Annotated in this window: 12 protein-coding genes; 7 read left to right on the top strand and 5 right to left on the bottom strand. The window is 71.7% G+C overall.

What is annotated here, in order from left to right; genetic code table 11:
- Positions 1-2 precede the first annotated feature (2 nt).
- On the top strand, positions 3-947 hold the full coding sequence (locus tag ACWGR4_RS23740) for a hypothetical protein (RefSeq protein ID WP_452132758.1): 945 nt from the start codon (positions 3-5) through the stop codon (positions 945-947).
- Positions 948-988: 41 nt separating this feature from the next.
- Here ACWGR4_RS23740 and ACWGR4_RS23735 read toward each other — a convergent pair whose 3' ends face one another.
- Positions 989-1,897 (bottom strand): LysR substrate-binding domain-containing protein, encoded by a 909-nt coding sequence (locus ACWGR4_RS23735; RefSeq protein WP_452132757.1) that lies wholly within the window; start codon positions 1,895-1,897, stop codon positions 989-991.
- Between the two features lie 267 nt (positions 1,898-2,164).
- On the opposite strand from ACWGR4_RS23735, the gene ACWGR4_RS23730 reads away from it, so the two are divergent.
- Positions 2,165-4,159: a ricin-type beta-trefoil lectin domain protein gene (locus ACWGR4_RS23730; RefSeq protein ID WP_452132756.1), complete on the top strand. Its 1,995-nt coding sequence runs from the start codon at positions 2,165-2,167 to the stop codon at positions 4,157-4,159.
- A 75-nt stretch (positions 4,160-4,234) separates the two neighbouring features.
- Here the strand turns inward: ACWGR4_RS23730 and ACWGR4_RS23725 are convergent, their stop codons facing one another.
- Both ACWGR4_RS23725 and pdxR read right to left on the bottom strand, forming a co-directional pair.
- The gene (locus tag ACWGR4_RS23725) at positions 4,235-5,080 is read right to left on the bottom strand and encodes a DUF1707 SHOCT-like domain-containing protein (RefSeq protein WP_452132755.1); all 846 of its coding nucleotides are present in this window, start codon (positions 5,078-5,080) and stop codon (positions 4,235-4,237) included.
- 10 nt (positions 5,081-5,090) lie between these two features.
- A complete protein-coding gene (pdxR, locus tag ACWGR4_RS23720; protein ID WP_452132754.1) occupies positions 5,091-6,482 on the bottom strand; it encodes a MocR-like pyridoxine biosynthesis transcription factor PdxR in 1,392 nt (463 codons plus the stop codon).
- Between the two features lie 145 nt (positions 6,483-6,627).
- Between pdxR and ACWGR4_RS23715 the strand changes: the two genes are divergently transcribed.
- Genes ACWGR4_RS23715 through ACWGR4_RS23700 form a run of 4 tightly spaced genes read left to right on the top strand, consistent with a single transcriptional unit; the run spans position 6,628 to position 10,755 of the window.
- Complete coding sequence (locus tag ACWGR4_RS23715; RefSeq protein ID WP_452132753.1) at positions 6,628-7,605, top strand: DMT family transporter; 978 nt, start codon at positions 6,628-6,630, stop codon at positions 7,603-7,605.
- A 26-nt stretch (positions 7,606-7,631) separates the two neighbouring features.
- Positions 7,632-8,327 carry an RNA polymerase sigma factor gene (locus tag ACWGR4_RS23710; protein WP_452132752.1) on the top strand — a complete coding sequence of 232 codons (696 nt, stop codon included), beginning with the start codon at positions 7,632-7,634 and terminating at the stop codon, positions 8,325-8,327.
- Positions 8,324-9,037: a hypothetical protein gene (locus tag ACWGR4_RS23705; protein ID WP_452132751.1), complete on the top strand. Its 714-nt coding sequence runs from the start codon at positions 8,324-8,326 to the stop codon at positions 9,035-9,037. The genes ACWGR4_RS23710 and ACWGR4_RS23705 overlap by 4 nt, the downstream gene beginning before the upstream one ends.
- Positions 9,038-9,096: 59 nt before the next feature.
- Positions 9,097-10,755 carry a fumarate hydratase gene (locus tag ACWGR4_RS23700; protein ID WP_379999661.1) on the top strand — a complete coding sequence of 553 codons (1,659 nt, stop codon included), beginning with the start codon at positions 9,097-9,099 and terminating at the stop codon, positions 10,753-10,755.
- Positions 10,756-10,818: 63 nt separating this feature from the next.
- Here the strand turns inward: ACWGR4_RS23700 and ACWGR4_RS23695 are convergent, their stop codons facing one another.
- Complete coding sequence (locus ACWGR4_RS23695) at positions 10,819-11,301, bottom strand: MarR family winged helix-turn-helix transcriptional regulator (protein WP_379999663.1); 483 nt, start codon at positions 11,299-11,301, stop codon at positions 10,819-10,821.
- A 196-nt stretch (positions 11,302-11,497) separates the two neighbouring features.
- Between ACWGR4_RS23695 and ACWGR4_RS23690 the strand changes: the two genes are divergently transcribed.
- A complete protein-coding gene (locus tag ACWGR4_RS23690; protein ID WP_379999665.1) occupies positions 11,498-11,782 on the top strand; it encodes a WhiB family transcriptional regulator in 285 nt (94 codons plus the stop codon).
- A 7-nt stretch (positions 11,783-11,789) separates the two neighbouring features.
- On the opposite strand, the gene ACWGR4_RS23685 is transcribed toward ACWGR4_RS23690, so the two are convergent.
- Positions 11,790-13,826 (bottom strand): MFS transporter, encoded by a 2,037-nt coding sequence (locus tag ACWGR4_RS23685; RefSeq protein ID WP_452131334.1) that lies wholly within the window; start codon positions 13,824-13,826, stop codon positions 11,790-11,792.
- Positions 13,827-13,830 lie beyond the last annotated feature (4 nt).

Raw genomic sequence — 13,830 nt, 5'->3', positions numbered from 1 at the left:
TCATGCACGACGACGGGTACGAAGAGCACACGGGTCGGGATCTGCGCATGGTGATGGACCGGGCCACGGTCGAACTGCCCCCGCTGCCGGACCTGGTGGCCGACGCGATCCGGGACGGGCGCCGCCGCCGGGTGCGTTCGCGGGCGGTGCTGAGCGCGGTGGTGGTCGGCGCGGTGGCGGCCGTCGCCGCGCCGACCCTGCTGCTCGGGCCGTTGGCCGGGAAGGACACCGCCCGGGCGGGCGCCTCGCGAAGCGGCGGGGAACTGCCGTTGGCCCCGGCGAACTGGCCGACGGGTCAGCCGCTCGCCGTGCCGACCAAGGCATATCCGACGGTGCACGTCGAGCAGACGGGCGAGTCCGGGCCGAGGCCGCGACTGACCAGGGAGGAGACCGAACTCCGGTACGCGTTCAAGCAGAAGGCCGCCGACGTGCTGACCAGACTGCTGCCGCCCGACGTGGGCGAGATGCGGATTCCGGACAACGGCGCGCAGAGCTATCGACTGGTGTCGGGCGACAAGACGTACGACATCACGTTCCGCGTCGACGTGTCCGGCGGCGGCCCCGCGAGCATCGCGCCCACCCCGGCCGGCGGGGCCGACACAGGCGGGGCGGCGCCGCCCTCGTCGGTGAACGGCACGTGCGCCGAGACCGCCGTGCTGCGTCAGAGCAAGACCACGGAGGTCTCCTGCACCGACGCCAAGCTGCCCGACGGCACGGCGATCTCGATCACGAGCCGATCCGCGGCGCGCGCGGGCACGGTGATGAGCCCGCCCGTGCCGACGGCCGTGTTCAGCTACCGCGGGGCCGACGTCATGCTCGCGCTGTTCGCCGACGTGAAGACCAATACGGCGCCGGCGGTCGGCAACGAGCAACTGGCCAAGGTGGTCACCGACCCGACGTTCCTGGAGCTGGTCGACTTCTGGCGGGACAACGGGATCGGCCGCTGAGGGCCGACCCGAACGGCGCCGTCACGGCCCGGCGCCGGCCCTCACCGCACCACCCGCACCGGCAGATCGCCCACCGCGCGTCGCAGCGCGACCGCCAGGTCGGCGAACTCCGCACCCCGCCCCGTGCTGGAGCGCATCACCAGGCCGATGCGTCGGTACGGGGCGGGCGCGGCGAAGCGGGACACCGCCAGCTGTGAACCCGGGCGGGTCTCCACGTCGATCGCGGTCTGCGGGAGCAGGGTCACGCCCAGGCCGCCGGCGACCAGTTGGACCAGGGTGGGCAGGCTCGCCGCCCGGGTCGCGCCCGCCTCGGACGCGCCGACCTCGCGGCACACGTCCAGCGCCTGGTCGCGCAGACAGTGGCCCTCGTCCAGGAGCAGTACGTCGAGGCCGCGCAGCGCGTCGCGGGGCAGGTTCCGGCGGCCCGCCAGCTCGTGGCCCTCGGGCACGATCAGGGTGAAGTCCTCCTCGTACAGCGGGATCTCCTCGACCCCGCCGAGCCCGGGGGAGGGCAGCGCGAGCAGGAGCAGGTCCAGCCGGCCGCCGGTGAGGCCGTCCATCAGCGAGCCGGTCTGCTCCTCGTGGACGTAGAGCTGGAGGTCCGGGTATTCCTCGCGGGCCAGCCGCAGCAGCGCCGGCAGCACATACGGCGCCACCGTCGGGATCACCCCCAGGTGCAGCGGCCCGGTGAACGGGCGCCGGGCCGATTCGGCCTCGTCCACCAGGTCGGCGAGCGCGTCGAGCACGCGGCGGGTGTGCCGCGCGACCCGCTCGCCGGCCGGGGTGAGCAGGACCCGCCGCGTGGTGCGCTCCACCAGCTGGGTGCTCAGGGCGTCCTCCAGGGCGGCGATCGCCCCGGACAGCGCGGGCTGACTGGTGCCCACCGCCGCCGCCGCGTCCCGGAAGTGCAGGTAGTCGGCCACCGCGGCGAAGGCTCTGAGCTGCGACAACGTCGGCGTGCGAGTACTGATGGGAACCACCTGTCGGGTGCGTGTGGGCGGCCGATCCCCCGGCTTCTCCACGATAGGGCAACCGCCCGGACCGCCCCCGCGCCGCGCACGCGGCCCGGCGGTCCGGTCGGGTGCCGGCCGACCCTTTGTGCCGCAAGTCACTTCTCTTCCGGTGTACCCACCGGTAGCTTGCTCTCGCTCCACTGTGCCCAAGTCCCCTTTGGGCGGCTCGTGCGTGTTCCTTCCATGCCACGAAGGCGAGGGTGCATGTCCAGATTCGAGCGGGTGCGGACGCTGGGACGGGTGCGCGGCAAGGTGTTGCCGGTGGCGCTGATGGCGACCCTGATGGGTCTCACCGGCGGTCTGACGGCGACCGGGTCGGCCGGTGCGGCCCCGGCCGCGGCCACCGCGCTGTCCCCCCAACTGGAGGCGATCCGGCAGGCCGAGGCCCAGGCGCTCTACGGGAGTACCGGGATCAAGCCGATCACCGAGCGCAAGACGTCGCTGATCTCGCTCGGCGACAGCGAGATCGCCGGCGAGGGCGTCGGCGTGTACGAACCCGGCACCGACGGCCCGGACAACTGGTGCCACCGGTCGCCCGAGGCGGCGATCCACAAGACCGGGATCCCGACCGATCTGACGTACAACGTGGCCTGCTCCGGGGCGTCCACGGTCAACATCAGGATCGGCGGCAGCAAGCAGTACGCCGACGAGCTGGTGCAGTCGGACAGCCTGGCGATCAAGGCGCGCAACACCCGCGTACAGCTGATCCTGCTGGTAGCCGGGGCCAACGACGACATCCAGTTCGGCCCGACCATGACCGACTGCGTGACCAGGCGGGTGTTCTTCCAGGGCGAGTGCTACGGCACGTACCAGCCCGGCTGGCAGGCGCGCGCGGACGCGATGCGGCCCAAGGTCGAGCAGACCGTGCGTGATCTGAAGACCGTCATGGCCGACGCGGGCTACGCGAGCGGCGACTACAAACTCGTGCTGATGGGCTACCCGTCGCCGATCGCCCCGGACGTGGAGGACAACCCCGACTTCCCCGGCTGGTACGCCGGCGGCTGCGTGGGCTACCTGCGCGACGCGGCGTGGGGGCGCAACGAGGCGGTGCCGATCTTCGAGCGGGCCGAGCGCCAGGCCGCGGCGAACACCGGTGCCACCTACCTGGACAACTCGCGGCTCTTCCACGGCCACGAGGTCTGTACCGACAACACCTGGGCACGCGGCCTGTGGTTCGCCAATCCGAACGTGTTCGACCCGAACACGACCCGGCAGAGTTTCCACCCCAACGCGCGCGGCCACCTGGCGTTCGCGTCCTGCCTGACCCAGCTGTACACCTCGGGCTGGAGCCAGGCCGGCTGCGCGGACCCGGCAAGCACCGGACAGGCCAAGTTGTATCAGGGTGTGCTCAGTGCCGACTTCCGGCAACTGCGCAACGAGGGAACCGGGTTGTGCGCCGACGCGTACGGCTTCTCCTCGCGCAACCAGACCCCGGTGGACCTGTGGCCCTGCCACGGCGGGCGCAACCAGGGTTTCCGGTACGACGCCGCGAACCAGTCGCTGCACACCGAACTCAGTGAGGACCGGTGTGTGGATCCGCTCGGCGGCGGGCGCGCCTCGGGCACCGCGCTGGTGTTGTGGAACTGCAACGGCGGTACCAACCAGCGCTTCGTCGAGGTCGCGGGCACCCTGCGGCCGGCCGACACGCAGACCCTGTGCGTGGCGGCGCCGGCGGCCGACGCGACGCTCGGCGCGAAGCTGGTGCTCGCCGGGTGTGACGGCTCGGCGGGGCAGCGGTGGGTGAAGGAGCCCGCCGCGCCGGTACGGTTCGCCGAACTCGTCTCCGGCGCCAAGTGCCTGGACGTGGACGGCGGCACGATGTCGTCCGGGCGGGCCGTACTGGCCTGGGACTGCACCGGCAACACCAACCAGAAGTGGTGGCGCAACCCGGCCACCGGCCAGGTGCACAGCCTGAAGGACCCGGCGTACTGCCTGGACAACCGCGGCGCCACGGCGGCGGGCGCGGGCCTGGGCATCTGGCGGTGTGACGACGCGCACGGGGCGTACCTGAACAACCTGCGCTTCGACACGGACGCGGCCGGCCGCCTGGTCAGCCGGGTCTCCGGCCTGGCGGTCACCGCCCCGGCGGGCAACGGCGCGGTCACCCAGCAGCCGGTGGGCGCGTCACCGGCGCAGACGTGGACGGCGGGGGCCTCGGTGGCCCTGCCCTACTCGGTGATCCCGTACGACGCGTACTGAGCGCGCACGCACCACGCGGCCCCCGTCCGGATGCCGGGACGGGGGCCGTGGCCGCGGTCGATCCCGGGCCGCGGCTCAGTCGCGGTCGGGGTCCTTGCGGAGGGGGTCTTCGCGGACGGGGTCCTCCCGGACGGGGTCCTCACGGCGGACGGGCTCGTCCTTGCGGAACATGTCGCGCTCGCGGCCCCGGTCGAGTTCGGGGCGGTACACGCTCTCCGGGGGCAGCTCGCGCACGCGGTCCGCCTCCATCTCGCGGAAGCGGTCCGCCTTCATTTCGCGGACGCGCTCCATGTCCATCTCGCGCTTGCGCTCGCGTTGTTCCTTGCGCCGCTTGACCCGCACCGAGACGCCGCCCATCACGGCGAGGCCCTTGACCACCACGACGGGTGCGCGCGGGTCGTCGGTGTACTGCTCGTGCACGTCGAAGCTGCCCATGAAACCGAACCCGTGGTCGCGCACGGTGACGCCCTCCGGGATCTTGATGTCGATCCCGCCCCAGATGGTGAACACCCTGATCACCAGCTCGGGTTCGTCGAACACCGCGTCGGTGAGGTCGATGTCCACCCCGCCCATGATCGCGACGGCGTTCAGCTTCCCGCCCGCGCGCCAGCGGCCCTTGCGGGTGGAGCCGCTCCAGAACGCGAACATGTTCGACCGGGCCGGAGTCGGCGACACCGACGTGGCCGCGGCCGGCTCGTAGCCGATCGGGGCCGGTGCCGGCAGGTCGGCGATCAGCGGTTCGAGTTGGCTCACCGTCCTCGCGGCCAGTGCCGCGTCCACCCGTTCGGCGTGTTCGTCGGCGGTCAGGCGGCCCTCCGCGAGCGCGTCGCGCAATACGTTGACGTAGCGGTCGCGGTCCGCGTCGGACGCCCGCAGCTCGGGTATGGGCGGTTGCGATCGACGCTCTGGGCTGGTGTCCACGAGGTCAAATCTAGCCCGGGGGTGCATCCGCCGGGAGTACGGACCGCGCGAGCAGGCGCACGGCCTCGCGCAGTCGGTCGGGGGACAACCCGGCGTAACCGATGATCACCGCCGGCGGGCCGGTCGCGAACGCGCGCAGGTCGGCCATCGGCTCGACTCGCACGCCGAGCGCCGCGGCCCGGCGTACCGTGGCCGACTCGTCGGAGCCGGGCGGCAGTTCGACGTAGAGGTGGATGCCCGCGGCGACGCCGTGCACCCGGGCGGCCGGCAGGTGTTCGGACAGCGCCTCGACCACCGCGTCGCGGCGGGCGCGGTAGTGCGCGCGCATCGCCCGCAGGTGCCGCTCGTACGCGCCGGTGGCCAGCATCCGGACCAGGGTCAGCTGGGGGAGGGTGGCCGAGCCGAGGTCGGCGTTGGTCTTCAGGTCGTGGATCTGCTCGATCAGCGGTGCGGGCAGTACGGCCCAGCCCAGGCGCATCCCGGGCGCGAGCGCCTTGCTGGTCGAGCCCAGGTGCACCACCCGGTCCGGCGCCAGGCCCTGGAGGCAGCCGACGGGGTCGCGGTCGTAGCGGAACTCGGCGTCGTAGTCGTCCTCGACGATCAATCCGTCGTGCGTGCGGGCCCAGGCGACCAGGGCCGCGCGGCGGCGGGGGGACAGGACCACGCCGGTGGGGTACTGGTGCGCCGGGGTGACCAGCACCGCCCGGGCGCCGGTGCGGGCCAGTGCCGCGACGTCGAGACCCTCGGCGTCGGTGGGGGCGTAGGCGACGGCCAGGCCGTGGGTGGTGAAGATGCCGCGCTGCCGGTCGCTGGAGGGGTCCTCCACCGCGAGTACGTCCCGGCCGAGGCGGCGCAGCGCCTGGGAGACCAGGGACAGGCCCTGGGCGACGCCGTTGACCACCACGATGTGCTCGGGCCGGGCCTGGGCGGCGCGGACCCGGCCCAGGTAGTCGGCCAGCGCGGCGCGCAACTCGCCCGCGCCGGACGGGCCGGGGTAGCCGAGCGCGCGGTGCGGGGCGGTGTTCAGCACGTGCCGGGTCGCGGCCAGCCACGCGGAGCGCGGGAACGCGGACAGGTCGGGCACCCCGGGCTTGAGGTCGTGGGTGATCGGGACCGCCGGGTCGAGATCGGGCGCGGCGGCCGGCTGGGGCGCGGTGCAGGCGGCGGTGACCTGGGTGCCGGAGCCGTGCCGCGAGACCAGGTAGCCCTCGGCGACCAGTTGCTCGTAGGCGTCGACGACCATGCCCCGCGAGACGTCCAGGCTCTCCGCGAGCGCACGGGTGGACGGCATCCGGAATCCGGCGGGCAGCCGGCCCGAGCGGATCGACTCGCGCAGACCCGACTGCACCTGGGCGCCGAGACGGCCCGCGGATCGGTCGAGGTGGACGAGGAGTTCGCGCATGGGTGCCTGCCCTGGGGTGGCCGGGGGTCGTGCGCCCGCCCCGGAGGACGGGAGGGCGGTGGGCCCACCGCCCCGAAGTGGTCCGGTTTTTCGGGGCGGAAGTGGCTCTGCCGAGGGCTCCACCGGCTTCCTAACGTTACGGCACATGACGCCCTCCTCGATGTCCCCCCGCTCGATCGGTCTGCTGTGCGCGGCCTCCGCGCAGGGGCTGATCGGCGCCGCCGCCGGTGTCTCCGCGGTGCTGCGCGACTATCCGGTGACCGGCGGCCAGATGCTTCGCTACACGCTGGCCGCGCTCGTGTTGTTCGGGGTGTTGCGGGTGCGTCGGATCCCGCTGCTGCGGCCGACCCGGCGCGAGCTGGTCCGGCTCGGGCTGCTCTCGCTGTCCGGGCAGACGGTGTTCAACCTGTGCCTGTTCGCCGCGCTCGATCGGGCCGACCCGGCCACGGTCGGCAGCATCCTGGGCGCGACGCCGCTGCTGCTCGTGCTGGTGGCGCCGCTGCTCGGCGGGCGCCGGCCGAGTCGGTCGGTGTTCGCCGCCGCGGTACTCGTGGTGGCGGGGGCGGCGGTGGTGCAGGGGCTCGGCGGCGGGACGGCGGTCGGGTTGGTGTTCGCGTGCGGGGTGGCGCTGTGCGAGATGGGCTTCACGCTGATCGCGGTGCCGCTGCTGCCGCGGTTGGGTGCCTGGCGGATCGCGGCGTACGCGACGGCGATGGCGATTCCGCAGATGTTGGTGGTGGGGGTGTTCACCGATGGCGCGGACCTGATCCGGACGCCGTCGGGCACCGAGCTGGTCGCGCTGCTCTACCTGGCGTTGCCGCTCACCGCCGGGGCGTTCCTGCTCTGGTACTCGGCGCTGGCCCGGGTCGAGCCGGAGCGCGCCGGGCTGTTCATGGGTCTGGTGCCGGTCACGGCCGCGCTGTCCGGCCTGGTGCTCGGCACCGGTACACCCACGATCGGCCAATTCGCCGGCGCCCTCCTGGTCGGCGTGGGCGTGGTCCTCGGGCTGCGTGCGGAGGAGGGTGAGCCGGACGCGCCGAACGTGGAGCCGGCCGGGCAATCGGTCGAGGAAATCTCCGCGCCGGCCGCAACAACCGCGGAGCCGCCGCCCACAAACCGATGACAGTGTTCATCGAGGTTCAGCGAACCGTGGAGGGCGTCTTGGCCGAACAGGGCATTCGGGAGGTGACCGGGATCGCTCGCGACCCGGCCCTGCTGGAGGCGTTCTATCGGAGAAACATCGACGCGGTGAATCGCTTCGTGGCCCGCCGGGTCGGCGATCCGCACGCGGCCGCCGATCTGACCGCGGAGGTCTTCCTCGCCGTGCTGGACACGGCGGCGAGCTATCGCGGCGGCCCGGGTGGCGAGCGGGCCTGGTTGTACGGGGTGGCTCGCAACGTCGTCGCGAGCGAGCGGCGGCGGGCCGCACGGGAGGAGCAGGCGTCGCGGCGGATAGCCGGCCGGCGTCTGGTCGACGACGACGACTTGGTGCGGATCGAGGAGCGGCTGGACGCCGAGGCGGCGGCTCGGCGCACCTATCGGGCGATCGAGCGGCTGTCCGAGGCCGATCGCGCGGTGCTCGAACTGGTCAGCGTCGACGGGTTGGACGTGACCGAGGCGGCGGCGGTGCTCGGGATCCGACCGGTGTCGGCGCGCGTGCGGCTGCACAGGGCCCGACGGCGGCTGACCGAGGAGTTGAAGGGGGAGCCGCAGGAGGAGCCGGCGCGGGACCGGGAGCCGACCCGTCCGGTGCCGCCCGAGGGTTGGCGCATCGGCGGCGCACGCGTTGCGACCCACCCGAAGGGCACCCCCGGCACGGCTTTGCGAGCGGAGGCGAAGGCATGAGCACCTTCGAGGAACGACTGCTGGACGAATTGCGGAAGGTGGCCGCGGCCGACGAGACGGTGCCGCCGCCGGTCGAGCCCGGCCGGCGGTTCGGGCGAAATCGGCGGACGGTGTTCGGTCTGGCCGCCTCGGTGCTGCTCGCGACCGGCATTGCGGTCGGCGCGCCCCTGCTGGGCGAGGGCTCCTCGGCCGATGCCCGACCCTTCAAGGTGATCCGGAAGGACGACGGGCGGATCCTGTTCCGTGTGGTCGAGTTCCGCAACCCCAAGGCGCTCGAACAACGACTGCGCGAGCTGGGCGTCGCGGTGGTCGTGGACTACGTGCCGGCGAGCAAGCGATGCCGGGAGCCGCGCTTCGTCGAATACCCGATGTCGGGCGACGACCTCACCGCGATCTACCACTGGAAGGAGGTTCCGGTCGCGAACGGCGACGGGCTCGACGATGCCGCGCTCGAGGAGGTGAAGCAGAGGTGGCACGAACTGGTGCCCGGGTTCATCCCGCCCGGCACCACACTCGTGCTCACCGAGGGTTACTACGGCGACTCCGACCGTTCCGGATCCATCGGGTCCTACGCCCTCGCCACCGGTCCGGTGGGGCCGTGCGAACTCGAACCCAGGCCCGGCTACGTGCCGCCGTCGCAGCACGAGGACGACCGTCCGTACTCGCCGGGTGCGTACTACCCGACCCCGGCGGTGACCTCGAAGCCGTGAGCGATCCGGGGCCGCTCTACTCTGGACGAGGCCCCGTTACCGCATGAGTGAGGATCACGATGTCCGCCCCTGAGAACTCCTTCAGCGCCTACACGGATCTGCTGCCGCTCGGGGAGGACACCACGCCCTACCGGCTGCTGACCGCCGACGGCGTGTCCACGTTCGAGGCGGGCGGACGCCGGTTCCTCAATGTCGATCCCGAGGCGATGCGACTGCTCGCGCGCACCGCGATGCGCGACATCTCGCACTTGCTGCGTCCCGGGCACCTGGCCCAGGTTGCGCGGATCCTGGACGACCCCGAGGCGTCGGCCAACGACCGCTTCGTCGCGCTCGACCTGCTCAAGAACGCCAACATCGCGGCCGGCGGCGTGCTGCCGATGTGCCAGGACACCGGCACGGCGATCGTGATGGGCAAGCGCGGGCAGCACGTGCTCACCGACGGGCGGGACGAGGAGCACCTGTCGCGCGGCATCGCCAACGCCTATACCGAGCTGAACCTGCGCTACTCGCAGATGGCCCCGCTGACCATGTGGGACGAGAAGAACACCGGCAACAACCTGCCCGCCCAGATCGAGCTCTACGCGACCCCGGGCGAGGCGTACAAGTTCCTGTTCATGGCCAAGGGCGGCGGCAGCGCCAACAAGTCGTACCTGTACCAGGAGACCAAGGCGGTCCTGAACCCGCAGAGCATGCTGCGCTTCCTGGACGAGAAGATCCGCTCGCTCGGCACCGCCGCCTGCCCGCCGTACCACCTGGCGATCGTGGTCGGCGGCACCAGCGCGGAGCACGCGCTCAAGACCGCGAAGTACGCCTCCACCCGCTACCTGGACACGCTGCCCGGTCAGGGTTCGCCGCTGGGGCACGGCTTCCGCGACGTGGAGTTCGAGGCCGAGGTGCTGAAGCTGACCCAGCAGATGGGCATCGGCGCGCAGTTCGGCGGCAAGTACTTCTGCCACGACGTGCGGGTGATCCGGCTGCCCCGGCACGGCGCGTCGTGTCCGGTGGCGATCGCGGTGTCCTGCTCGGCCGACCGGCAGGCGCTGGCCAAGATCACCGCCGAGGGGGTGTTCCTGGAGGAGTTGGAGACCGACCCGGCCAAGTACCTCCCGGAGACCACGCACGACGACCTCGACGACGCCGTCGTACAGATCGACCTCAACCGGCCGATGAGCGAGATCCGCGCCGAGCTGTCCAAGTACCCGGTCAAGACCCGGCTGTCGCTGACCGGCCCGGTCGTGGTCGCGCGCGACATCGCGCACGCCAAGATCAAGGAACTGCTCGACGCGGGCAAGCCGATGCCGCAATACCTGCGCGACCACGCGGTCTACTACGCGGGCCCGGCGAAGACTCCCGAGGGCTACGCGTCGGGCTCGTTCGGCCCGACCACCGCCGGGCGGATGGACTCCTACGTGGAGCAGTTCCAGGCCGCGGGCGGCTCGTTCGTGATGCTGGCCAAGGGCAACCGGAGCAAGCAGGTCACCGACGCGTGCAAGACATACGGCGGCTTCTACCTCGGCTCGATCGGCGGTCCGGCCGCGCGCCTGGCCCAGGACTGCATCAAGAAGGTGGAGGTCCTGGAGTATCCGGAACTGGGCATGGAGGCGGTCTGGAAGATCGAGGTCGAGGACTTCCCCGCCTTCATCGTGGTCGACGACAAGGGTGAGGACTTCTTCGCCGACGTCACCACGCCGACGTTCCAAATCAACCGGCGGCCGTGAGACCGGTCGGCTTCGTCGCGGCCCGGGTGTCGAGCAGGTTCGACACCCGGGCCGCGGCCGTCGTCAGGCCCCGCCGGATCCCTCGGCGGGGTCGGGGTCGAGCGGGGTGTCGAGCAGCGCGGCCAACTCGGCGGTGAAGGCCGCGGTGCGGGGGCTGCCGGGGCCGCCGAGCGGGGCCAGGAAACGTTCGTGCAGCTCTCGGACGATGCCGATCGCGCGGCCGGTGACCTCGTGTCCGTGCTCGGTGAGGGAGAGCCGTATCGCCCGGCTGTCGGCCGCGTCGCGGGTGCGCTCGATCAGACCCGAGCCCTCCAGGGTGCGCGCCAGCTTCGAGACGTAGAGCGCCTCCAGACCGGTGTGGTCGGCGAGTTCGCGCTGACTGGGCTGTCGGCCGGAGCGCGCCATGCCGTACAGCGAGGCCAGCAGCGAGTATTGCGCGTGGGTCAGCCCCACCGGCCCGACGGCCCGGTCCACCGCCACCCGCCACTTCATCGACAGACGCCACACCAGAAAGCCGGGCGTCGCCCCTTCGGTCGTCGTGCTCATGGCGAAAACCGTACATGGCTATCAAATACATGGACGCTGTTTTCCGCGGTTCGGAAAGTGGGGCCGTGGGTCCTCGGTTTCCTTGACGTTTCCTTGTGGTTACTTGTCGTCGCCTTGTCACGCCGGCACGCATGCCTGGGAATTCGTCGGGTAGGCGACACCCACCGAGCCCACCAGCCGACGTGAGGAGCACAGCGTGACGGAACGGATCGACATCATCCGCAGCGCCCGCGCCACCTGGACACCGCCGCCGGCCGGCGCGTGTGCGAGCGTGGACCGGCAGATCTTTCTCGGCTACCCCGGGGAACCCGTGGTCGCCCGGCTCGCCCGCGAGGAGGACGCCAAACGCGTCTGCGCACGCTGCTCGGTCCTGTTGGAATGCCGGGAAAGCGCCCTGGCCGAGACCAACCCGGTCGGGGTCCGCGGCGGCCTGACGCCGAACGAGCGTGGGGCGGTGCGCCGCCGGCGCGCCTATCACTGACGCGCCGTCACCCCGGGTGCCGGTCCGCCTCGCCGACGATGTGGTCGTGCGGGGTGTCCGTGGTCAGCCGGGCCAACTTGCGCAGCAGCGCGCTCAGTTCCTCGGACTGTTCGGGTGACCAGTCCGCCATCACCTCGGTGAGCATCTGCCGACGGGCCTCGACCAGCGCCTCCAGCGTCTCGTGGCCCTTGGCGGTGAGCACCATCGTGCCCTCGCCGAGCCGCTCGACGTGCCCGGAGAAGGTCAGTTCGTCGGCGTAGCGGCGGACCCTGGCCTCGGGCTCGTGGATGCGGACGGCGAGGTCGGGGATCGAGATCGGTCCGAGCAGGTCGAGTTGCACCAGCCCGTACGCGCACGGCACCGACAACTCCACGCCCGAGCGGCCGATCATGCGCTCGTAGCGTGACCAGCCGTTCTCCCGGTGCACCATCTGTGCCATCGCCCGCTCGATCTCGTCGACGGAACTGCGCGCGGTGGGCGACATCAACGGGGTCTGCTCGGTCTCGCGGGTGGCCTCGCGCAGCGGCACCTCGCGGAGCAGGAACGACAGCACGAACGCGACCAACACGATGCAGGAGGCGGCCAGGAAGACGGTTTGCAGCGACTGCGCGTACGCGTGGATGAATCCGGTCTTGGCCGCGGGCGGCAGCCGGTTCAACTCGGCCGGGTTGATCGCGGACGAGGATCCCGGCGCGGTGCCGGGCGGCAGGCCCTCGCCGCGCGCGGCGGCCTCGCGCAGATGGACCGCCAGGCGGTTGTTGAAGATGGTGCCGAAGATGGCCGCGCCGAACGAGCCGCCGATGGAGCGGAAGAAGGTCGCGCCGGCGGTGGCCACGCCGAGTTCGGCGTAGGGCACGGCGTTTTGCACGGCGAGCACGATGACCTGCATGACCAGGCCCAGGCCGACGCCGAAGACGAGCATGTACAGCGAGGAGGCGGCGGTGGTGGTGAACTCGTCCATCCGCGACATCAGGAACATGCCGACCGCCATCACGGCGGTGCCCAGGATCGGGTAGATCTTGTACCGGCCGGTCCGGCTGATCAGTCGACCGCTGACGATCGAGGTGACCAGGAGTCCGCCCATCATCGGCAGCAACCGCAGGCCCGACTCGGTCGGCGAGGCGCCGTTGACGACCTGCATGAACAGCGGCAGGAAGCTCAGTCCGCCCATCATCGCGAAGCCGACGATGAAGCCGATGCCCGCGGTCACCGAGAAGATCCGGTTGCGGAACAGGGTCATCGGGAGCACCGGCTCGGCCGCGCGCCGCTCGACCACGACGAAGGCGACGAGCAACACCACGGCCGCGACGCCCAGTCCGACGATCTGTGCGGAGCCCCACGGGTAGGTGGTGCCGCCGAAGGTGCTGAGCAGGACCAGGCAGGTGGTGCCGGCGGCCAGGAGGGTGATGCCGAGGTAGTCGATGCTCGGCCGGGTGTGTACCTCCTTGGTGTGCAGCGCGGCGGCGATCACCGCGAGCGCGATCGCGCCGATCGGGAGGTTGATGTAGAACACCCAGCGCCAGGTGAGGTGGTCCACGAAGAACCCGCCGAGCAGCGGCCCGGCCACCGAGGTCACCCCGAACACCGCGCCGAACAGGCCCTGGTAGCGCCCGCGCTCGCGGGGCGGCACCACGTCGCCGATGATCGCCTGGGACAACACCATCAGCCCGCCGCCGCCGAGCCCCTGGATCGCGCGGAAGGCGATCAACTCGGTCATGCCCTGGGCGATGCCGCACAGCACCGAGCCGATCAGGAAGATCACGATCGACGCCTGGTAGAGCTTCTTGCGCCCGAACAGGTCGCCCAGCTTGCCCCACAGCGGCGTGCTCACGGTCGACGCGAGCAGATACGCGGTGACCACCCACGACAGGTGATTGAGCCCGCCGAGGTCGCCGACGATGGTCGGCAGCGCGGTCGAGACGATGGTCTGATCGAGCGCGGCCACCAACATCCCGAGCATCAGCCCGGTCAACACCAACCCGAGTCGGGGCGCGGCCTCCACCCCGGCCGGACTGCTGCCATGCCTGCGCTGTGGCGCGCTCATCCGG

Source organism: Embleya sp. NPDC055664 (assembly GCF_053618075.1).
This window is presented reverse-complemented; position numbering and strand designations above follow the sequence as displayed.